This is a genomic window from uncultured Enterovirga sp. (assembly GCF_964242715.1).
Taxonomy (GTDB): domain Bacteria; phylum Pseudomonadota; class Alphaproteobacteria; order Rhizobiales; family Beijerinckiaceae; genus Enterovirga.
In genome coordinates this window covers 1-19,914 of the sequence record NZ_CAXTAZ010000025.1, presented here as the reverse complement: position 1 = coordinate 19,914, position 19,914 = coordinate 1, and the positions used below count along the sequence as shown (strand labels likewise).

At 68.6% G+C, this 19,914-nt stretch carries 21 protein-coding genes; 14 read left to right on the top strand and 7 right to left on the bottom strand.

All coding sequences use genetic code 11. The features are described from left to right. Window positions 1–978, bottom strand: coding sequence for a tripartite tricarboxylate transporter substrate-binding protein (locus ACFE87_RS13645; protein WP_375460187.1), 978 nt, complete (start codon window positions 976–978; stop codon window positions 1–3). Between the two features lie 106 nt (window positions 979–1,084). Here ACFE87_RS13645 and ACFE87_RS13640 point away from each other — a divergent pair, with 106 nt between their 5' ends. The 8 genes from ACFE87_RS13640 (at window position 1,085) to ACFE87_RS13605 (ending at window position 8,195) form a co-directional block, all read left to right on the top strand. Next, window positions 1,085–2,035 carry a LysR family transcriptional regulator gene (locus tag ACFE87_RS13640; RefSeq protein ID WP_375460186.1) on the top strand — a complete coding sequence of 317 codons (951 nt, stop codon included), beginning with the start codon at window positions 1,085–1,087 and terminating at the stop codon, window positions 2,033–2,035. Between the two features lie 81 nt (window positions 2,036–2,116). Continuing rightward, window positions 2,117–2,851: a succinate dehydrogenase/fumarate reductase iron-sulfur subunit gene (locus ACFE87_RS13635; RefSeq protein ID WP_375460185.1), complete on the top strand. Its 735-nt coding sequence runs from the start codon at window positions 2,117–2,119 to the stop codon at window positions 2,849–2,851. Continuing rightward, complete coding sequence (locus tag ACFE87_RS13630; protein WP_375460184.1) at window positions 2,848–3,177, top strand: succinate dehydrogenase; 330 nt, start codon at window positions 2,848–2,850, stop codon at window positions 3,175–3,177. Before ACFE87_RS13635 ends, ACFE87_RS13630 begins: the two co-directional genes overlap by 4 nt. Then, a complete protein-coding gene (locus ACFE87_RS13625; RefSeq protein ID WP_375460183.1) occupies window positions 3,174–3,524 on the top strand; it encodes a succinate dehydrogenase, cytochrome b subunit in 351 nt (116 codons plus the stop codon). The genes ACFE87_RS13630 and ACFE87_RS13625 overlap by 4 nt, the downstream gene beginning before the upstream one ends. Window positions 3,525–3,612: 88 nt before the next feature. Beyond that, window positions 3,613–5,349: an L-aspartate oxidase gene (locus ACFE87_RS13620; RefSeq protein WP_375460182.1), complete on the top strand. Its 1,737-nt coding sequence runs from the start codon at window positions 3,613–3,615 to the stop codon at window positions 5,347–5,349. Between the two features lie 166 nt (window positions 5,350–5,515). After that, window positions 5,516–6,478 carry a fumarate hydratase gene (locus tag ACFE87_RS13615; protein WP_375460181.1) on the top strand — a complete coding sequence of 321 codons (963 nt, stop codon included), beginning with the start codon at window positions 5,516–5,518 and terminating at the stop codon, window positions 6,476–6,478. A 109-nt stretch (window positions 6,479–6,587) separates the two neighbouring features. Then, window positions 6,588–7,265 (top strand): fumarate hydratase C-terminal domain-containing protein, encoded by a 678-nt coding sequence (locus ACFE87_RS13610; RefSeq protein ID WP_375460180.1) that lies wholly within the window; start codon window positions 6,588–6,590, stop codon window positions 7,263–7,265. Window positions 7,266–7,457: 192 nt separating this feature from the next. Continuing rightward, window positions 7,458–8,195 carry a sulfite exporter TauE/SafE family protein gene (locus ACFE87_RS13605; protein WP_375460179.1) on the top strand — a complete coding sequence of 246 codons (738 nt, stop codon included), beginning with the start codon at window positions 7,458–7,460 and terminating at the stop codon, window positions 8,193–8,195. A gap of 15 nt (window positions 8,196–8,210) precedes the next feature. On the opposite strand, the gene ACFE87_RS13600 is transcribed toward ACFE87_RS13605, so the two are convergent. Beyond that, window positions 8,211–9,020 (bottom strand): aspartate dehydrogenase, encoded by an 810-nt coding sequence (locus tag ACFE87_RS13600; RefSeq protein ID WP_375460178.1) that lies wholly within the window; start codon window positions 9,018–9,020, stop codon window positions 8,211–8,213. 79 nt (window positions 9,021–9,099) lie between these two features. Here ACFE87_RS13600 and ACFE87_RS13595 point away from each other — a divergent pair, with 79 nt between their 5' ends. Then, the gene (locus tag ACFE87_RS13595; protein WP_375460177.1) at window positions 9,100–10,074 is read left to right on the top strand and encodes a Bug family tripartite tricarboxylate transporter substrate binding protein; all 975 of its coding nucleotides are present in this window, start codon (window positions 9,100–9,102) and stop codon (window positions 10,072–10,074) included. A 140-nt stretch (window positions 10,075–10,214) separates the two neighbouring features. On the opposite strand, the gene ACFE87_RS13590 is transcribed toward ACFE87_RS13595, so the two are convergent. The 5 genes from ACFE87_RS13590 to ACFE87_RS13570 form a co-directional block, all read right to left on the bottom strand. Further along, window positions 10,215–11,081 carry a branched-chain amino acid aminotransferase gene (locus ACFE87_RS13590; RefSeq protein WP_375460176.1) on the bottom strand — a complete coding sequence of 289 codons (867 nt, stop codon included), beginning with the start codon at window positions 11,079–11,081 and terminating at the stop codon, window positions 10,215–10,217. A 137-nt stretch (window positions 11,082–11,218) separates the two neighbouring features. Further along, window positions 11,219–11,536 (bottom strand): porin, encoded by a 318-nt coding sequence (locus ACFE87_RS13585; RefSeq protein WP_375460175.1) that lies wholly within the window; start codon window positions 11,534–11,536, stop codon window positions 11,219–11,221. 74 nt (window positions 11,537–11,610) lie between these two features. Further along, a complete protein-coding gene (locus ACFE87_RS13580; protein WP_375460174.1) occupies window positions 11,611–11,838 on the bottom strand; it encodes an antitoxin Xre/MbcA/ParS toxin-binding domain-containing protein in 228 nt (75 codons plus the stop codon). Between the two features lie 2 nt (window positions 11,839–11,840). Beyond that, a complete protein-coding gene (locus ACFE87_RS13575) occupies window positions 11,841–13,217 on the bottom strand; it encodes a M20/M25/M40 family metallo-hydrolase (RefSeq protein ID WP_375460173.1) in 1,377 nt (458 codons plus the stop codon). Between the two features lie 442 nt (window positions 13,218–13,659). Next, complete coding sequence (locus ACFE87_RS13570) at window positions 13,660–15,159, bottom strand: helicase HerA-like domain-containing protein (RefSeq protein ID WP_375460234.1); 1,500 nt, start codon at window positions 15,157–15,159, stop codon at window positions 13,660–13,662. Window positions 15,160–15,426: 267 nt separating this feature from the next. Here ACFE87_RS13570 and ACFE87_RS13565 point away from each other — a divergent pair, with 267 nt between their 5' ends. From ACFE87_RS13565 to secF, 5 genes are all read left to right on the top strand, one after another. Next, on the top strand, window positions 15,427–15,807 hold the full coding sequence (locus ACFE87_RS13565) for a DUF2267 domain-containing protein (protein ID WP_375460172.1): 381 nt from the start codon (window positions 15,427–15,429) through the stop codon (window positions 15,805–15,807). Between the two features lie 96 nt (window positions 15,808–15,903). After that, window positions 15,904–17,154, top strand: coding sequence for a glycosyltransferase family 4 protein (locus tag ACFE87_RS13560; RefSeq protein ID WP_375460171.1), 1,251 nt, complete (start codon window positions 15,904–15,906; stop codon window positions 17,152–17,154). Window positions 17,155–17,268: 114 nt separating this feature from the next. After that, window positions 17,269–17,598: a preprotein translocase subunit YajC gene (gene yajC / locus ACFE87_RS13555; RefSeq protein WP_375460233.1), complete on the top strand. Its 330-nt coding sequence runs from the start codon at window positions 17,269–17,271 to the stop codon at window positions 17,596–17,598. 39 nt (window positions 17,599–17,637) lie between these two features. Continuing rightward, window positions 17,638–19,242 carry a protein translocase subunit SecD gene (gene secD / locus ACFE87_RS13550; RefSeq protein ID WP_375460170.1) on the top strand — a complete coding sequence of 535 codons (1,605 nt, stop codon included), beginning with the start codon at window positions 17,638–17,640 and terminating at the stop codon, window positions 19,240–19,242. A 70-nt stretch (window positions 19,243–19,312) separates the two neighbouring features. Further along, window positions 19,313–19,914, top strand: a 602-nt coding sequence (secF, locus tag ACFE87_RS13545) for a protein translocase subunit SecF (RefSeq protein ID WP_375460232.1), incomplete at its 3' end; no start/stop codon positions are given.

Genomic DNA, 19,914 nt, shown 5'->3' with positions numbered 1-19,914 from the left:
TCATTCCGGCAGGAGCTTCGCGGCGCGGATCACCGCCGCCCACTGGTCGACCTGCGCGCCGAGATGCGTCCGGAGCGCGGCCGGCGTGACCTGGCTCTCGGCGACCGGCTCGGCGCCGAGTTCGGCGAGCCGCTGCTTCACGGTCGGATCCCGGAGAGCCGCCCGCAACGCCTCGTTCACCCGCCCGATGATCGCGGGCGGCGTGCCCTTGGGCGCGTAGAGCCCATGCCAGACGCTCGCCTCGAAGCCCGGCAGACCGGCGTCGGCACAGGGCGGAAGGTCCGGCAGGGACGCCACGCGCGTCCTCGTCGTGACGCAATAGCCCCGGATCGTCCCGGCCTTGATCTGGTTGCCGGTATTCGAGACCTGATCGCACATGACGTCGACCTGTCCGCCCATCAGATCGGTGATGGCCGGCCCGGTGCCTTTATAGGCGACCTCGGTCAGCTTGGCGTCGATCGCGCCCATGAGGAGGAGCGCGCAGAGATGCGAGCCGGAGCCGCGCCCCGAATGGGCGAGGTTCACTCGGTCGCGGTTCGCCTTCAGGTAGGTGACGAGTTCGGGGAGGCTCCGGGCCGGGTTCGCATTCTTCGCGACCATCGCCTGGGGCACGTCGACGACGAGGCCGATCGGCTCGAAATCGGTGATCGGGTCGTAGGACAGCCCTCGGTAGAGCGCGGGTGCGGTTGCGTGGCCGATATTGTGGAGGAAGAGCGTGTAGCCGTCGGGCGGGGAGCGGGCTGCCCGGGCCGCCCCCACCGTGCCCGCGGCCCCGCCGACATTCTCCACCACGATCTGCTGCTTCAGAGAGGCGCCCATCGCCTGACCGAGGAGGCGGGTGACGACGTCCGTCGGGCCGCCGGCCGTGTAGGGGACGATCACGGTGATCGGGCGCGCCGGATAGTCCTGCGCGGGCGCCGGTCCAGCGACACCGAGGGCGAGCCCGCACGCCAATAGCTCCCAGAGACGTCCTCGCAACCGGCCCTCCCCACGTTCTTTGGAACGACGCTATGCCGAAGCGGCACTTGAGCGGAAGCGAAATATGCTCAAGCTTATGTTGAAATAAGTCGGAGAGTGAGGGTCCGTGTCGATCCGTGATCTGAGGACCTTTCTCGCTATCTCCGAGGGCGGGTCCTTCGCGGCGGCGGCGCGCACCGTCCGGCGCACGCAATCGGCCGTGACGGTGCAGATGCACGCCCTCGAGGAGGAGGTCGGCGCGACGCTGTTCGACCGCTCCCGCCGCCCTCCCCTCCTGAACGAGGCCGGCCGGGCTCTCGTCCCTCGCGCCCGGGAGGCGGTCGAGGCCTATGATCGGCTGTTCGACCGGGCCGGCGACGCGACGGTCGAGGGGCACCTGCGGCTCGGGGCCGTGCCGAGCGTGGTCACCGGCGTCCTTCCGCGGGCCCTCGTCGCCATGCGGTCGCGCTACCCGGCGCTGCATGTGGAACTCGCCATGGGACCCTCGAAGGACCTCGTGGAACGGCTCGAACGCGGCCTTCTCGACGCCGTCATCGTGAGCGACCTCCTCGAAGGCGGGGCCGGCCTCGCCTGGTCGCCCTTCTGCCGCGAGCCCCTCGTCCTGATCGCCCCGCCGGACTCGCCGGCCCGCAAGGCCGAGGAGCTGATCGCGAGCTATCCCTTCATCCGCTACAACCGCCAGGCCTGGGTGGGCCAGCTGATCGACCGCCTGCTGAAGCGGCGCCGGCTCAAGCCCGCCGAGAGCATGACGCTGGATACGCTGGAAGCCGTGACCGCGATGGTTCATCACGGCCTCGGAGTCTCCGTCGTGCCGCTCCGGACGGGCGGCGCGCCACCGGCTCTGCCGGTCCGAACCGTGCCCTTTTCCGGCTCCGCGACGCACCGGGTTCTTGGCGTCGTCCATCCGCCGAGCCATCCGAAGGCGGGGCTGGCCGAGGTCCTAATCGCGGCCCTGAAGGAGGCCGAGGAATCCCACGACGAGCCGCTTGCGGGTCGGCGAAGGAAGGGGCGCGGGCCGCCCGCATCCAGTTCCAAGAAAACCGAAGCTTCAGTTTAGTCTTATTCGTTTTTTTCGAAGACCCGTCGCTGGTACAGTTCCCGCCCCGGCGTTGCCCAGCGGAAGCCACCTTCGAGATCCATGTCGACCTCTCCGAAACCCGACCTCTCGGTCTCGATCTGGCGCGGCGGCTCGGAGGGAACCTACCAGGATTTCGCGGTGCCAAGCCGCGACAACCAGACGGTGCTCGACGTCGTGACCTATGTGCAGCGTCACCTCGATCCGACCCTGTCCTACCGCTTCGCCTGCCGGGTCGGCATGTGCGGCTCCTGCGCCATGACCGTGAACGGGCGACCGCGCTGGACCTGCCGCACCCATGTCTCGCGGGTGGCGAAGGGCAACGCTCTCCGCATCGCGCCGCTCGCGAACCTGCCGGTCGTCAAGGATCTCGCGACCGACATGCAGCCCTTCTTCGAGAAGTGGCAGGAGGCGAAGGGTGTGTTCGAGCCCTCGAAAAGCCGCGACGACGCGATCGAGCCGATCCGGCCGACCACCCGCGAGCGGATCGCCGCCGATGCAGGCATCGAATGCATCAATTGCGGCATCTGCTACGCCGCCTGCGACACGGTGAAGTGGAACGAGGATTACCTCGGGCCCGCCGCGCTGAACCGCGCCTGGACGCTCGCGAACGACGTGCGCGACGCCGGCCAGCGCGAGCGGCTTCAGGCCGTCGCGACCGGCAGCGGCTGCCACGCCTGCCATTCGCACCAATCCTGCCATGACCATTGCCCGCAGACGCTGAACCCGACCGCCTCGATCGCGGGTCTGAAGCGGCTCACGGCGCAGGCCTGGCTGCGCGGCGAGATCGAGTCGTGAATGTCCGCCTCTATGTCTGGCAGCGCGGCACGGCGGCCCTCCTCGCGCCGCTCGTGCTCATCCACCTCGCCGTGATCTTCTACGCCACCCGGCAGGGTCTCACCGCAGCCGACATCCTCGGCCGCACCCGGGGCAGCCTCGCGTGGGGCCTCTATTACGGAGTGTTCGTCGCAGCGGCGGCAATCCATGCCGCGATCGGCCTCCGCAACATCCTGGTCGAATGGGCGTCGCTCCGAGACCGCTCCGCCGGCCTCCTGGCAAGCGGCTTCGGCGTCCTCCTCGCCGGGCTCGGTGCCCGGGCCGTCTACGCCGTGGTGTTCGCGTGAGCGCCCGCCCCATCGCCTATCGGCGCAATCTCCTCTGGTATGCCGCGATGGTGCACCGGCTCTCCGGGATCGGCCTCGCGGCCTTCCTGCCGGTGCATTTCCTCACCCTCGGCCTCACGCTCGAGGGCACGGCCCGGCTCGACGGCGTCCTCCGCTGGGGCGACATGCCGGCCGTGAAGCTCGCCGAAGCCGGCCTCGTCTTCCTCCTCGCCGTGCACCTTCTCGGTGGGCTGCGCGTGCTCTTCATCGAAAACTTCACCTGGCGCGGCAACCAGGCCAAGCTGGCCTCAGCGGCAGGCGGACTGGCGGCGCTTGTGGCGTTCGCGTTCCTGGTGCGGGTATTGTGATGGCGGGCCTGCACGTCTCCTCCCCCTCTGGGGAGGTGGCAGGCGCGCAGCGCCTGACGGAGGAGCCCCTGCCGGCCCGGAAAACTCCATGACCCTCGAACGCCTCTCAACCGACATCCTCATCCTGGGCTCCGGCGGCGCCGGTCTGTTCGCGGCCCTGCACGCCCACAAGGCTGCGCCCGATCTCGACATCACGCTCGCCACGAAGGGCCTGCTCGGGAAGTGCGGCTGCACCCGGATGGTTCAGGGCGGCTACAACGTCGCCCTGAACCCGGGCGACTCGATCGAGCGCCATTTCATGGACACGATCGAGGGCGGCAAATGGCTGCCGAACCAGGAGCTCGCCTGGACCCTCGTGACCCAGGCCGTGGTCCGGGTGCGGGAGCTCGAAAACGAGGTCGGCTGCTTCTTCGACCGCAACCCGGACGGGACGCTGCACGGAAAAGCCTTTGCCGGTCAGACCTTCGACCGGACCGTGCATAAGGGCGACCTGACCGGGATCGAGATCATTAACCGGCTGATGGAGCAGGTCTGGAAACGGCCGGGCGTGCGAAAGCTCGAGGAGCATCGCGCTCTGGCGCTGATCCCGGCGCGCGACGGCGTCTCGGTCTCGGGCGTCCTGATGATCGACGTTCGGACGGGCGGGCTCCGCTTCGTCCAGGCGAAGGCCGTGCTGATGGCCACGGGCGGCGGCCCGACCATGTACCGCTACCACACGCCGTCCGGCGACAAGAGCATGGACGGTCTCGCCATGGCGCTGCGCGCCGGCCTCCCGCTCCGCGACATGGAGATGGTCCAGTTCCACCCGACCGGGCTCCTCGCCGGGCCGGACACGCGCATGACTGGGACCGTCCTCGAGGAAGGCCTGCGCGGCTCGGGCGGCTACCTGCTCGACGGCGCGGGGCGCCGCTTCATGGCCGATTACGACCCGAAGCTGGAACGCGCGACGCGGGACGTCGTCTCGCGTTCGATCTATGCTGAGATGAAGGCCGGCCGCACGACGCCGAATGGCGGCGTCTACATTCAGATGAGCCATCTCGGCCCGAAACAGGTCGCGAAACAGTTCAAGGGCATGGTCGATCGCTGCCGCGATTGCGGCTTCGACCTCGCCGGCGGCCTCGTCGAGGTGGTGCCGACGGCGCATTACTTCATGGGTGGGGTCGAATGCCGGGTCGATACCTCGACCGAATGGCCGGGCCTCTTCGTCGCCGGCGAGGATGCGAGCGGCATGCACGGCGCGAACCGACTCGGCGGCAACGGCGTCGCGAACTCGACCGTGTTCGGCGGTATCGCGGGCGACACGATGCCCGGCTGGATCGCGGCCCATCCGGGCGAGCGCACGCCCGATGAGGCCGTGCTCGCGGCCGAGATCGCCCGGGCCGAACATCCGTTCGGGAAGCCGGCCGGCAACGTCCATGCGCTCCGCGAGCGGCTGATGGACCTGATGTGGGAGGAGGTCGGCGTCGTCCGCGGCGCGGCCGGGATCGCGCGCGGTCTCGACGGTCTCGACGCCATCGAGGCCGAGCTCCTGGAAACGGGCGTCGCCGATGGCAACCGTGCCTTCAACCTGACCTGGCACGACTGGCTGAACCTGCGCTCGCTCGTGGAAACGAGCCGGGTGATCGCGCTGGCGGCGCTCCGCCGCGAGAATTCGCGCGGCGCCCATTTCCGGTCGGACTTCCCGGAGCCGGGCGATCTCGACACCTCGACCTACACGGTGGCGCGGCAGGGTGCCGGCGGGCTCGCGATCACGGACGAGCCGGTGCAGTTCACGATCGTGCGGCCGGGGCAGTCGCTGCTCGACGTGCGAGAGGCGGCGGAGTGAGGCGAACGCGCTCCACCTCTCCCGTAGGGAGAGGTCGAGCGAGCGCGGCAGCGCTCGACCGGGTGAGGGGCGCGCCCTCTCCGGGATGGTCCGAACCCCTCACCCGGACGCCCGCTGCCGCGGGCTGCTCGACCTCTCCCTCCGGGAGAGGCAAGAGGCGTAGACCATGATCCCCCTCGCCTCTCTCCAGACGACGGCCGAGGCCCTGATGGCCAAGGCCGCCATCGAGATCCCCGACGATTACCTCGCCGGGCTCCGGCGCTGCGCCGATACCGAAAAGGGCGACCTTTCCGCCTTCGTGATCCAGGCGATGCTGGAGAATTACGAGGCCGCCAAGGAGGATCGCCGCGCGATGTGCGGCGATACGGGAGTGCCGCGCTGGTATGTGAAATACGGCAACGACGCCCGGGTCGAGGGCGGCCCGGTCGGGCTCGAAGCCGCGCTCCGGCGCGCGACGGCGAATGCCACGACGGGCGTGCCGCTCCGGCCGAACCGGGTTCATCCGCTCTGGCGCACCGACCACAACAACAATGTCGGCATCAACGCGCCCGAGATCGAATACGCCTTCCACCCGGAAGGGGACTGGGTCGATCTCACGACCGTGCACAAGGGCGGCCTGTTCGGCTCGGATTACCGGATGCTGTTTCCCGGTGACGGGATCGAGGGCATCCGGCGCTTCTTCCTCGACACGCTGATCGGCTTCGGCAAGCGCGGCCTCGCCTGTCAGCCGGCGATCGTCGGCGTGGGTCTCGGGGGCTCGAAGGACACCTGCATGGTGCTGGGCAAGCAAGCCTCCTGCCTGCGCGTCGTCGGCTCCCGCAACCCCGACCCGAAGATCGCCGCGATGGAAGAGGAGTTCCGGGACCTCGGCAATTCCATCGGCATGGGCGCGATGGGCTTCATGGGCTCGTCGATGGTCGTCGATTGCCACATCGAGGTCGGCTATTGCCACACGGGCGGCATGCCGATGAGCGTGCACATGTTCTGCCTCTCCTCGCGCCGCGCGACCGCCCGGGTCTTCGCCGACGGCCGGGCCGAGTTCCGCACCGACCCCGACTGGTTCACGGACTATTCGCGCCGCGACACGGTGGAATGGGGCGACGCGCTGATGCTGCAGGCTGCGGAGTGAGCGCTCTCCCGCCGTCATTGCGAGGAGCGGGAGCGACGAAGCAGCCCAGGAGCCGGCGCGCGCCCCCCTTGGGTTGCTTCGCTCCGCTCGCAATGACGGGGGGGACGCGATGAGCGAGCGGGCAGTTTTGAAGACGGTCGAGTTGCAGCTGCCGGCCTCGACCGAGGAACTCCGTAAGCTCGAAATCGGCACCATCGTCTACCTCAACGGCCGCCTCTTCACGGCGCGCGAAGGCGTCTACAAGCGGGCGATCGAGGACGGGCACGGCATGCCGGCCGCCAATGTCGATCTTGGCACCGCCAATTTCCACTGCTCGCCCGCGGCCGTGATCGAGCCGGACGGCCGGTTTAATGTCGGGGCCGTGACCGCCACGGCCTCGTTCCGCTTCGCGAAATGGCTTGACGGCTGGTTCGACCTGTCAGGCTGCAACATCATCATCGGCAAGGGCGGCATGACCTCGGAAATCTACCGAGACGTCTTCGTGCCGCATCACGCGATCTACCTGACGACGGTCGGTTACGGCACCGGCGCCCTCCTCGGCCGCGGCATCAAGGATGTACCCGGCGTCTATTGGAAGAATGAGCTCGGCCTCGCCCAGGCCGTCTGGGTGCTGGATGTCGAGCATTTCGGGCCGTTCATCGTCGAGAGCGACCTCGACGGCAATTCGCTCTTCGAACGCGAGAACGCGAAGATCGCGCCCGGCATCGCGAAGCTCTACGAAGGCACCCGGCCGGCGACGCTCCGCCGCTACGGCGAGACCGACGACAAGACGGACGAGGTGATTTGAGACTGGGACGGGCGCCGTGAGACGTCGACGCTCCACGTCTCCTCCCCCGCAGGGGGAGGGGGACCGCCCGAAGCGTGGTGGAGGCGGCTACGCCCTCTTCGGTTCGTGCGCGGATTCCCCCTCCACCAGGCTTCGCCTGGTCCCCCTCCCCCTGCGGGGGAGGAGACTCGTCGGCCGTATCCGGCTGCCACCATGCTGATCGCCGGACTCTCCCTAAAACTGCTCGCCGTGCTCTGGGCCGGCGCCTTCGTCGGCGCGCTCGCCGCCGGCGGGGCGGGCTTCGCCTTCGCGCTCGCGGCATCGTCGATCTGGCTGCATGCGCTCGACCCGCTCAGGACGACGATGCTGGTCGTTACCTGCGGGACGGTGCTGCATTTCGCGCTCGTCTGGCCGATGCGGCGCACGATCGAGGGTCCGCGGCTCGCGCCTTTCGCGATCGGCGGTCTCCTGGGTATCCCGGTCGGGGTCTGGGTGCTGACCGTTGCCGATGTCGGCGGCGTGAAGACGGCGCTCGGGCTCTTCCTGATCCTCTATGGCTCCTACGCGCTGCTCGCCCCGCGCCTTCCGGTGATCTCGGTCGGAGGCCGGGGGGCGGACGCGGCGATCGGCTTCGTGGGTGGCGTCCTCGGCGGGATCGGCGGGTTCTCCGGCGTCATCCCGACCATCTGGACCCAGCTCCGCGGCTGGACGAAGGAGCGCGCGCGGGGCGTCTACCAGCCCTTCATTCTCATGGCGCACCTGGCCACCTTCCTCGTCCTCGGAGCCGTGAGCCTCGACGGGGCGGGACTTGTCATGGTTCTGGCCGTCCTGCCGCCGCTCGCGGCCGGCACCTGGATCGGCTGGCGCATCTACGGGCGGCTCGACGACCGGGCTTTCCGGCGCTGGCTCGCGGTCCTGCTGCTCCTGTCCGGCGCCACCCTGGTGATCTGATGTCGAGACGGGTGGTCAGGTCCCGACCCGCATCGGCGCCTGCAGCTTGCGAAGTGCGGCCAGGACCGACAGCGCCGTGATCCGTCCGGTTTTCGGATTCTCGGATGGAATGTTCTCGATCCGCATCGAGAGGCGGGCCGAATCCGCGTCCACCTCGATCTCGTGGCAGTTCCGGGTGACGCCCGGATCGGCCCAGATGTCGATACTGGTCCGGTCCGGCCCGATCCCGGCGAGCGAGAGGGCGGCCGCGACGTTGACGTTCGCCGGGAAGCCCGCGGCGGCTTCGCGGGCGGTGCCGGAGAAGACGAGCTTCGGCTCCGTCAGGCCCTCGACGGAGATGCCGTGGCGCTCGAGATGCGGCGCACCCATGAGCCCCGTCGGCGGCTTGCGGGTCGTCATGCGGACGGAGTGGATGATGCCCTCGGCCGCGGCCGTCACGGCATCGAGCCCGATCAGGGCGCCGGTCGGCACGATGATCTGACCGCCATGCTGGCGGGCGAGGTCGACGAGGTCGGGCCGGGGCAGGAGCGCGCCGCAGCTCAGCACCATCACGCGGCGCCCCGCCTCGAGCATCGGGCGGCAGATCTCTTCGAGGATCGCGGCGGGCGCGCATTCGACGGCGAGATCCGCGTGGTCCGGAAAGGTCGCGAGAGGCACGACCGGGCAGGTGATACCCTCTGCCGCGAGCCAAGCCTCCGCCTTGGCGGCGTCGCGCGCGGCGACACAGGCGAGGTCGAGTCCGGGCAGGTCTCCCCGTGCCAGCCGCTGGGCAAGCGTGCGCCCGATCGCGCCGAGGCCGGCTATCCCTACTCGCGTGCTTGGCATAAGCGATCCTGATCCCCGAAAGCAGCCGACCCATGAACGGGCGGCGGCTCGCCTGTACGGGACAATGCATGAGGCAACAATGATCGCTCGCTGGTTCGCAACCCTCGCCCTGACGCTTGCCGGCCTCGCCGGCGCGACGGCCCAGGATTGGCCGACCCGGCCGATCACGATGGTCATCCCCTTCGCGGCCGGCGGCCCGACGGACGTGCTCGGCCGGATCATGGCGGAGCGGATGAGCCAGATCCTCGGCCAGCAGGTGATCGTCGAGAATGTCGGCGGGGCCGGCGGCATGACCGGCGCCCAGCGCGTCGCGACCGGCGCTCCGGACGGGTCGAGCTTCGTGCTCGGCACGGTCGGCACGCATGCCGTGAACCAGACGCTCTACAAGCGGCCGCTCTACGACGCCGCGAACGACTTCAAGCCGGTCGCGCTGATCGCAGAGGTCCCGCTGATCCTGATCACCCGCAAGGATCTCGGGCCGAACAACCTCCAGGAGTTCATCACCCAGATCAAGGCGAAGCAGAAGGACATGAACTTCGCCTCGGCCGGAAACGGCTCGGCCGTCCACCTCGGCTGCCTTCTTCTCAACGCCGCGCTCGGCACGAGCGTGCAGCACGTGCCCTATCGCGGCTCGGCCCCGGCCATGACCGACCTCCAGAGCGGCCGCGTCGACTTCATGTGCGAGATCGTCTCGACCGCCCTGCCCCAGATCGAGGGCGGAACCGTGAAGGCGCTCGCGACGCTGACCAAGACCCGCTCGCCCGTGCTGAAGGATCTGCCGACCGCCGACGAGCAGGGCATGAAGGATTTCGAGGCCTATACCTGGAACGCCTTCTTCCTGCCGAAGGCGACGCCCGACGCGATCGCGAAGAAGCTGCGAGACGCGACGATCGAAGCGATGAACTCGCCGGCCGTGAAGCAGCGCCTCGAGCAGCTCGGCGCGACGCTCGTCGCGCCCGAGCGCACGACTCCCGATTACCTCGCGGGCTTCGTGCGGAGCGAGATCACGAAATGGGCCGCACCGATCAAGGCGAGCGGCGTCACGATCGAGTAGCGACGGCATTTTCCGGGGCTCGCCTTCGCAGCGAGCTCTGAACGCCTCCCGTCATTGCGAGCGTAGCGAAGCAACCCAGGGGGTGCGCACTGGCTCCTGGGTTGCTTCGTCGCTTGCGCTCCTCGCAATGACGGTTTGGCTCACGCCACCCCGTCATGGGCGAAGGCCCAGTAGAGCTCGCGCGCCTTCCGGCCGACCGGGCCCGGCTGCAGGTCGCGGTCCTCGATCCGGACAACCGGCATCGTCTTCGGGTAGTTGCCCGAGATGAACACCTCGTCGGCGCCGTGGACATCCTCGAAGGTCAGCGAGGCCTCGACGACCTCCTGACCGCTCTCGCGCAGGAGCCCGATCATGCGCTGGCGCGTGATGCCGTTCAGGAAGGTGCCGTTCGGGATCGGGGTCATGACCACGCCGTCCCGGACCATGAACACGTTCGAGGAGGCGGTCTCGGCGACGTTGCCGACCATGTCGAGCATGAGCGCGTTGTCGAAGCCGCGCGCTCGGGCGTCGCGCAGAGCGCGAGCGCTGTTCGGATAGAGGCAGCCGGCCTTGGCGTCTGTCGGGGCCGTCTCCAGGCTCGGCCGCCGGTATTTCGAGAGCGTAACGCTGATCCCGGCCGTCGGCGGCGGCAGCGGCGCGGCATAGAGGCAGAGGCAGAAGCGGGTCGAATTCGGGTCCGGCATGATCGCGCTCGGGCCGTCACCCTCCGCCCAGTACATCGGCCGGACATAGAGTTGGGCATCCGGCCCGAATTTCCTCGCGCCCTCCCGCGTGAGTTCGACGATTTCGCCCGCCTCCATCGTGGGGTCGAGCCCGATCGCCCGGGCGGAGCGGTTCACGCGGGCGGCGTGCAAAGCCATGTCCGGCATCACGCCTTCGAAATGGCGCGCCCCGTCGAAGACGGAGGAGGCCTGCCAGAAGGAATGGGAGCGCGGCCCGGTCAGGCCGGGATTGCCGTCGATCCAGAGTCCGTCGACGAAAGTCCAGGTTTCGGAATGAGCTGCCAAGGGATCCTCCCGCCGCGTCGCGTCGCTGGCGCCAGGAACGCGCGGAGGTCGGTCAGGTCAATGCGGAAGGCCTGCCGGAATCCATGACACTTCGCGATGGCTGCTAGGCACCGCGCGTGATGAATGCGAGACGCCGCTCAGGGGCGGGTGTCCTGCCCGGCGCGTAGGCGCACGTAGCTGCGGACCGGCCCGTAGGCGGTGTCCGTGCGGGTATCGACCGCCACTCGGCCGCTCGACCGGAAGCCCGGCACGTCGTCGCGCCCGACGCGCCGGCTGGTCGCGACATAGTCTGACCGCGCCCGCCCCGAGATCCTGATGCAGGTCGACGTGCCGGGCACCTCGACGAAGCCCGGGCCACGCCCCGGACAGGCCCGCGCCGGTTCGGCTCGAACGCGCTCGGCGGCGAAGGCCGGCGTCGCCGCGAGAACGGCGAGGATGAGGGCGGAGCGAAGCACGGCGAAAGCCTAGCCCAGGCGCGGGCCGACGTCATCTGCGGATGCGCAAAACGGGATGACCTGCTTCGTGGAGATCAGGCCGCCATTCCGTGACGAATCCATCCGAGGAGACGCTCCACCCTGCGAGCTCCCTCGACGGTGTCGATCTCGTCCCAAGGTCGTTGGCCCGCAAGTGGGTCCGTCTCACGTCGAAGCCAGCGAGCAGCTTTGTCCTCGCAGTCGAACGCCTCTACGGCCGCGGCGGTGACCGCGAGTTCGCGGCCGAGACGATCCTCGAGCTCCGGCGAGAGGTCGTCGGCCATGCCTATTTCCCCAGCGCGTCGAGGATGCGGGCCCAGCTCCGCGCTCCCCTGTGGAAGCTCGACAGGTCGTATTTCTCGTTCGGCGAATGGATGCGATCGTCGTCGAGGCCGAAGCCGACCAGCAAGGTGTCGATGCCGAGCGTGTTCTTGAAGTCGGTCACGATCGGGATCGAGCCGCCGGCCCCGATCAGGACAGGCTCCCGGCCCCATTCGGCGGCGAGAGCGGCGCGGGCCTTGCCGAGCGCCGGCATGTCGTAGGGCAGCTGGATCGCCTTCGAGGTGCCGAAGCGGGTGATCTCGACCGAGCAATCGGCCGGGATGCGGGCCTGCACGAAGGCCTCGAAGGCGGCCGCGATCGCCTCCGGGTCCTGGTTCCCGACCAGCCGGAACGAGATCTTGCAGGAGGCCTCGCCGGCGATGACCGTCTTCGACCCCTCGCCCGTATAGCCGCCGATGATGCCGTTCACGTCGCAGGTCGGGCGCGACTGGATCTGCTCGATCAGGGTGCGGTCAGTCTCGCCGGCCGGCACGCCGAGGCCGATCGCGCCCAGGAAGTCCTGCGGCGTGAGGTTCAGCGCCTGCCATTGCGCCAGGATCTCCGGCGGCGTTTCGGGGACGCCGTCGTAGAAGCCCGGAATGGTAATGCGGCCACTCTCATCATGGAGGTCGGCGATGATGCGGGCGAGGACCCGGATCGGGTTGCGGGCGGCACCGCCGAAGGAACCCGAATGCAGGTCGCGATCGGCGGCCCGCACCTTCAGCTCGCGGTAGACGAGGCCGCGGAGCGAGGTCGTGATCGACGGAGTCGTTCGGTCCCACATGCCGGTGTCGCAGACCAGCACGTAATCGGCCTTGAGCTCGTCCTTGTTCGCCTCCAGCCATTCCGGGAGACCCTTGGAGCCGTTCTCCTCCGCCCCCTCGATCAGGACGGTGACGCCGACCGGCAGGCCGCCCTGGGTCGCCTTCCAGGCCCGGCAGGCCTCCAGGAAAGTCATGACTTGGCCCTTGTCGTCGCAGGCGCCGCGAGCCCGGATCACCTTGCGGTCACCGTCCAGGGTCGCGAGCGTCGGCTCGAAGGGCGGCACCTCCCAGAGGTCGAGCGGGTCGACTGGCTGGACGTCGTAATGGCCGTAGAACAGAACGTGGGGAGCGCCGGGCTTGGGCAGGTGGCCGACGACGACCGGGTGGAACGAGGTCTCCCGGACCGAGGCCTCGAAACCGAGTGCCTCAAGGTCGCCCCGGACCCATTCTGCCGCGCGCCGGCAGTCGCCGGCAAAGGCTGGGTCGGTCGAGATCGAAGGGATCCGCAGCCAGTCGAACAGACGCTCGACCGAGTTGTCGATATCCGTGTCGATATCGCCCAGAACCCTGTCGATCATGTCGTGTCCCCCAAAATCAGGAGGACACGTCTAGCGGCTGCGGGAGCCCTGGCAACCCGCGTCGCGGCAGCCGCTCAACGGCCGACGGCTTCAGGCGGCTTCCGGGAGGGGTCGGTCGTGGTGCCCGGCTCGGTGCCGCTCGACTTCGAGCGGGGGTCGTTTGCAGGACGGTCGTAGGGCGTCCGGTCTTCAGGCCTGACGATGGCGGCGGTGTTCGGCGGATATTCGTAACGCTTCCCGCCGTCCGCGGGCGTGGACTGCGTCGGCGACGCACTCGACTGCGCCAACGCTCCACCCGTCAGGGCCAGTGACAAAGCAGCGGCAATTACGAAGGATCTCATGGCATGCGCCTCGCGCCGAATGGCTGCGAAGGGAACTCAGGCTGCCGGGGGCGGGTTCCGCCCGACGGCCACGTCCTATCATCCCGGCGCAGGTGGACGGGTCAGCGCCGGCTGGAGACCCCGCCCAGCGTGTTGCGGATGATACGGCCCGCCTCGCGCGCGATCTGCGTCGAAGCCGACCGCGCGAAGGATTGCGCGGCGGACCGGATCACCATCTCGGTCATCGACATCTTGGCGCGGCCGCCCGATGTCGGCGCGCCGCCGCCCAGCACGGCGCCGATCTGCCCGAGGATGCCTCCCAGCCCGCCCGATTCCGCCGTGCCCTGGGCCGTCTCGGCCGGCATGTCCTTACGCTTCGCCAGCATCTCGTAGGCGCTCTCGCGGTCGAGCGTCTCGTCGTACTTGCCGCGCAACGGGCTCGCGGCCACCACCTCGCGCCGTTCCGCTTCGGTCAGGGGCCCGACGCGGGCCGTCGGGGGTGCTATCAAGGTGCGCTCCACCACCGAAGGCACGCCGCCCGGTTCCAGCATCGAGACCAGCGCCTCGCCGACCGCGAGCTGGAGAATGGCCTCGTCGGTCTTGAAGTCGGGATTCTGCCGGAAGGTCTCGGCCGCGGCCCGCACGGCCTTTTGGTCGCGCGGCGTGAAGGCGCGAAGCGCGTGCTGGATTTTGTTGCCGAGCTGGCCCAGCACCGCTTCCGGCACGTCGAGCGGGTTCTGGGTCACGAAATAGACGCCGACGCCTTTCGAGCGGATCAGGCGGACGACCTGCTGCACGGCATCGAGCAGCGGCTTCGGCGCGTCGTTGAACAGGAGATGCGCCTCGTCGAAGAAGAAGACGAGTTTTGGCTTGTCGAGGTCGCCGACCTCGGGCAGCATTTCGAACAGCTCGGACAGCATCCAGACGAGGAACGAGGCGTAGAGCCGCGGCCTCGTCATCAGCTTGTCGGCAGCCAGGATGTTCACCACGCCGCGACCATCACGGTCGGTGCGGATGAAATCCGTGATCTCGAGCGCGGGCTCGCCGAGGAACTTGTCGGCGCCCTGGTTCTCGAGGGTCAGGAGTTGGCGCTGGATGGCGCCGATCGAAGCCTTGGCGAGGTTGCCGTATTTCTTCTGCACCTCGTCAGCGTGGTCGGACACGAAGGTGAGAAGGGCGCGCAGGTCCTTCAGGTCGACGACCGGGAGATTGTTGTCGTCCGCCATCCGGAAGGCGATGTTGAGCACACCCTCCTGCGTGTCGTTCAGCTCGAGCAGCCGGGAGAGGAGGAGCGGGCCCATCTCGGTGACGGTCGCCCGGATCGGATGCCCCTGCTCGCCGAAGATGTCCCAGAACACGACCGGAAACCGATCCGGCTGGTAGGCGATCCCGATCTCCTCCGCCCGCTTGACGAAGGCCTCCTTCGACTGGCCCGGCGCCGCGATCCCGGACAGGTCGCCCTTGATGTCGGCCGCGAAGACCGACACTCCGGCATTCGACAGGCCCTCGGCCATCACCTGCAGCGACACCGTCTTGCCGGTCCCCGTCGCCCCGGCGACCAAGCCGTGCCGGTTCGCGAGCTTGAGGGTGAGATATTCGGGCTTGGTGCTCTTGCCGATCATGATGCGGCCGTCACCGAGCGCCGGCTGGGGACGGACCGCCTCGGCGGCCGGTGCGGGGGCCGGCTGGCTCGCGGAAGCCTCGCCGGGCCGCTCGCCCCACGGCCCGGAGCCCGGCTTCAGCTTGATCCGGGGCGCGATGCCGCCGCCGCTCTTGCCATCGCCCGCCATCGATCAGCCTCGTGATTTGCAGCCTTGCGGCCGCTGTCATACGCAATCGCCCGCGGGGCTGCTACACGCGCATCCCGAGCCGGCCAAGGAGCGACCCTGATGGAAGAGCTGATCTCCCGCATCACCAATGCGACCGGTCTTGATGCCGTGATCGTCGAGAAGGCGGTCGGGATGATCCTCGCCTTCCTCAGCAAGGAGGGTCCGGCCGAAGAGGTGGGCAAGCTGCTGGAGGCGATCCCAGGCGCGCAGCAGGCGGTCGCGAATGCCGGCGACGGCGGCCCCGGCGAGAGCGGAGGCGGCATGATGGGCACGGGCGGCGGCGTGATGGCACTGGGCCAGAAGCTGATGGCAGCCGGCGTCCCGATGTCCGACATGCAGCCGCTCGGCCGCGAGCTCTTCGCATTCGGCCGCGAGAAGGCCGGCGAGGACGTGATGGGGCCGATCGTGGGCTCGGTCCCGGGGTTGAGCCAGTTCGTGTGACGGCCTGATCGCCTCTCCCCGTCTTCGGGGCGAGGTATTCACAGGCGCATTCAGCGCCCGCTAACCCGCCCCTGCTAGCCCTGGCCCTCACCGGCCATGCGCATCCTCCTCGCCAATACCGGCCACCCCTCCGTCATCAAGGGCGGGGCCGAGGCGGCCGTGCTCGATCTGGCGCATGCGCTCGTCGCCCGGGGGCACAGAGTGGCCCTCGTCGTGCATCACGGCGGCAGCGAGGTCGAGGAGAGCCTAGACGGCGGCGTCCGGGTCTACGGGCTGCCGAACCGCAACCTCTATTTCGGCTTCGATGGCGCGAAGCAGCGGCCGGCCCCCCTCCGGCTCGCGTGGCATGCGCTCGACGGCGCGAACCCGTTCATGGCGAAGGCCTTCGGCCGCATCCTCGACCGCGAACGCCCGGACGTCGTGAACACCCACGTCCTCGTCGGCCTGTCCCAGCTCAGCTGGCGCGAATCGGCCCGGCGCGGCATCCCGATCGTCCATTACCTGCACGAATACGGCACGATGTGCCCGCGCGGCTCGGCCTTCCGCGACGGGCATATTTGCGCCACGCCCTGCATGTCGTGCGGCCTGCTGACGGCGCCCCGCAAGCGTCTGTCGCGGCTGGTCGACACCGTGGTCGGGGTGAGCCGCTTCACGCTCGAACGCCACCTCGCCTGGGGCTTCTTCCCAAGAGCTCGGCGCGAGGTCCTGCCGAATGTCTTCACCGGCCTCCGCTTCCGGCCGCGGCCCCCGGGCGAGACCGGCGTGCTGCGGATCGGCTACTTCGGCAGACTGATCCCAGACAAGGGCGCCCATCTCCTGGTCGAGGCCGTGAAGCGGCTGCCGCCTGGCGGCTGGTGCCTCGACATCGCCGGCACGGGCGACCCGGCCTATGTCGAGGCGCTGAAGGCCGCTGCCCCGCCCGGCGTGCGCTTCCTCGGCTGGACGGCGGCGGACGCGTTCTTCCCGACGGTCGACATCTCGGTCGTGCCCTCGATCTGGCCCGACCCGCAGCCCCGCGTCACCTTCGAATCCTTCATGCACGGCGTGCCGGTCGTCGGCTCGCGCGCCGGCGGCATCCCGGAGGAGATCGACGAAGACGAGACGGGATGGCTGTTCGACGCCGGCTCCGCTGACGACCTGGCCCGCATCCTCGCGCTGCGACTCGCCGACCGCGCCGACCTCCATCTCGACCCCGAGACATTTCGCGCCCGATTGTCGCGCCTCGATCCGGATCTCGTCGTGCAGCAATACGAAACCATCTATTCCGAGGCGATCGCACGCCGTGCGGGAGAGTCGTCGGCCGTACCCGCCAGAGCGCTCGGACCAGAGATCGGGACCTCTCCCTGAGGCGCGAGTGCAGGACGCCTTTGAATCGGCGCGTCGCGCCCCTATAAGCCCACCCTTCGGCCCCGGACGACGCGTCGGCGCGATGCTGCGCGGGCGACCCCTTTCATGGAGTTTCTGTTGATCACCCCCGCCTTCGCCCAGGCTGCCTCCGGAATGCCGACGACCGAGACGCTCGTCCAGTTCGTGCCCTTCGTCCTCATCTTCGTCATCATGTGGTTCCTAATCATCCGGCCGCAGCAGCGCCGGGCGCGCGAGCACCAGGACATGATCAAGGCAGTGCGCCGCGGCGACATGGTCGTGACATCGGGCGGGATCGTCGGCCGCGTCACGAAGGTGACCGAGGACCCGGAGATCGAGGTCGAGATCGCCGACGGCGTGCGGGTGAAACTCATGCGCGGGATGATTTCGGAGGTTCGCAGCAAGGGCGAGCCGGTCAAGACCTGACGCACGGGACCGACATCCCGCAACGCGCGAAGACCATCCATGCTGCGCTTTTCCCGAACCAAGATCATCCTGACCCTCGGCATCCTGCTCGTCGGGCTGCTGCTCGGCGTCCCGAGCCTGTTCAACAAGGACGAGCGCAAGGCCTTCATGGACGGCGTGCCGTCCTGGATCCCGAGCTGGATCATTCCGCAACGAGCCATGGTGCTCGGTCTCGACCTTCAGGGCGGCTCGCACCTGCTGCTCGAGGTCGACCGTGCCGATCTGGTGCGAAGCCTGGCCATCCAGCTCCGCGACGATGTCCGCAGGACGCTCCGCGAGGGGAATGTTGCGTTCGAGGGCGGCATCCAGACCACGCAGCGCGGCGTGCAGGTGCGCGTGCCCGACGCCGCAGGCCGCAGCCGGATCATGCCGAAGCTGCGTGAGCTGTCGCAGCCGATCAACAACACGATCCTCGGGCCGACCGGCGCCCGGACGCTCGACATCGTCGAGACCCCGGAAGGCCTCATCCAGATGAGCTTCTCGGAAGCCGGGCTGGCCGAGCGGATCCGGCGCGCCGTGGACCAGTCGATCGAGGTGGTGCGAAAGCGCATCGATCCGACTGGGACAGTCGAGCCATCGATTCAGCGGCAAGGGCTGGATCGTGTCCTCGTCCAGATCCCGGGGCTCCAGGATACGTCCACGGTCGCGAAGAACCTCAATCCGGCCAAGCTCGAGTTCCGGCTCCTGGGCGACGCCGGATCGACGGATACGGAACTCCTGCCGTCCCGCGATTCCGGCGGACAGCGCGTGCCGGTCGAGCGCAGGATCATCGTGGCCGGTTCGGAGCTGACCGACGCGCAGCCCGGCTTCGATTCCCGGACGAACGAGCCGATCGTGAACTTCCGGTTCACCCTCAAAGGCGCCCAGGCCTTCGCGGAGGCGACGACGCAGAATGTCGGGCGGCCGCTCGCGATCGTGCTCGACAACGAGGTCATATCGGCCCCCCGGATCATCCAGCCGATCACGGGCGGATCAGGACAGATCTCGGGCCGGTTCTCGGTCCAGGATGTGAACAACCTCTCCGTCCAGCTGCGCTCCGGCGCCTTGCCGGCCAAGCTGACGATCGTCGAGCAGCGAACGGTCGGGCCGGGCCTCGGCAAGGATTCGATCGATGCCGGCGTCAAGGCGACGATCTACGCGGCGCTCTTCGTCGTGGCTTACATGTTCGCGACCTACGGCGTGTTCGGCTTCATCGCGAACTTCGCCCTCGCCGTTCATGTCGGTCTGATCCTCGGCCTGATGTCCCTGCTCGAGGCCACGATGACCCTGCCGGGTATCGCCGGGATCGTGCTGACGATCGGGACGGCGGTGGATTCGAACGTGCTGATCTACGAGCGCATCCGCGAGGAGGCGAAGGCCGGGCGGTCCGTCGTCTCCGCGATCCAGGCCGGGTTCGACCGGGCCTTCGCGACGATCATCGACTCGAATTCGACCATGGCCATCGCGGCGGTCATCCTGTTCTTCATGGGATCGGGGCCGGTGCGCGGCTTCGCGGTCGTGTTCATCCTGGGGATCCTGACGACGGTTATCACGGCCGTGACCCTGACCCGCATGATGATCGCTCTCTGGTACAATTGGGCCCGTCCCAAGACGATCCCGTTCTGAGGGCCTGACCGTGATCCTCCAGCGCCTCTATCCGCTACGCCTGTGGCCCGACGAGAGCCATTTCGACTTCATGCGGCTTCGCCACGTGTCGTTCCCGCTCTCGGCTGCGATCTCCGTCGCGATCGTCGCCATCTTCCTGATCTTTGGCCTGAATTACGGCGTCGACTTCAAGGGCGGGACCCTGATCGAGATGGTCCCAAAGGCCTCCTCGGAACGCACGCCCGTCGGCGGGCTCCGCGAGAAGGCGAACGGCTTCGGCTACGGCGAGGTCGAGGTCCAGGAATTCGGCACCAATGGCGGCGTCTCGATGCGCTTCCCGATCCAGCCCGGGGGCGAGGCCGCACAGGGCGTGGTCATCGAGAAAGCCCGGTCCGAATTCGGTCAGGTCTACAATTTCGAGCGGGTCGAGACGGTCGGACCGCGCGTCTCGGGCGAGCTCGTCCAGTCGGGCACGATCGGCGTCATCTTGTCCGTGCTCGCGGTTCTGGCCTATCTCTGGTTCCGGTTCGAGCGGGAACTCGCGATCGCGGCGATCGTCGGCACGCTCCACGACATCGTGCTCACGATCGGATTCTACGTGATCACCCGGCACGAGTTCAACATGACCTCGATCGCCGCGATCCTGACGATCGTCGGCTATTCGCTGAACGAGACGGTCGTCGTGTTCGACCG

Coding starts and splice junctions, on each gene's coding strand:
- ACFE87_RS13600 (WP_375460178.1), bottom strand. CDS start 9,020: ATGCCAAGCACGCGAGTAGGGATAGCCGGCCTCGGCGCGATCGGGCGC.
- ACFE87_RS13565 (WP_375460172.1), top strand. CDS start 15,427: ATGGAAGAGCTGATCTCCCGCATCACCAATGCGACCGGTCTTGATGCC.
- ACFE87_RS13580 (WP_375460174.1), bottom strand. CDS start 11,838: ATGGCCGACGACCTCTCGCCGGAGCTCGAGGATCGTCTCGGCCGCGAA.
- ACFE87_RS13635 (WP_375460185.1), top strand. CDS start 2,117: ATGTCGACCTCTCCGAAACCCGACCTCTCGGTCTCGATCTGGCGCGGC.
- secD (WP_375460170.1), top strand. CDS start 17,638: ATGCTGCGCTTTTCCCGAACCAAGATCATCCTGACCCTCGGCATCCTG.
- ACFE87_RS13605 (WP_375460179.1), top strand. CDS start 7,458: ATGCTGATCGCCGGACTCTCCCTAAAACTGCTCGCCGTGCTCTGGGCC.
- ACFE87_RS13615 (WP_375460181.1), top strand. CDS start 5,516: ATGATCCCCCTCGCCTCTCTCCAGACGACGGCCGAGGCCCTGATGGCC.
- ACFE87_RS13620 (WP_375460182.1), top strand. CDS start 3,613: ATGACCCTCGAACGCCTCTCAACCGACATCCTCATCCTGGGCTCCGGC.
- ACFE87_RS13560 (WP_375460171.1), top strand. CDS start 15,904: ATGCGCATCCTCCTCGCCAATACCGGCCACCCCTCCGTCATCAAGGGC.
- ACFE87_RS13575 (WP_375460173.1), bottom strand. CDS start 13,217: ATGATCGACAGGGTTCTGGGCGATATCGACACGGATATCGACAACTCG.
- ACFE87_RS13570 (WP_375460234.1), bottom strand. CDS start 15,159: ATGATCGGCAAGAGCACCAAGCCCGAATATCTCACCCTCAAGCTCGCG.
- ACFE87_RS13610 (WP_375460180.1), top strand. CDS start 6,588: ATGAGCGAGCGGGCAGTTTTGAAGACGGTCGAGTTGCAGCTGCCGGCC.
- ACFE87_RS13595 (WP_375460177.1), top strand. CDS start 9,100: ATGATCGCTCGCTGGTTCGCAACCCTCGCCCTGACGCTTGCCGGCCTC.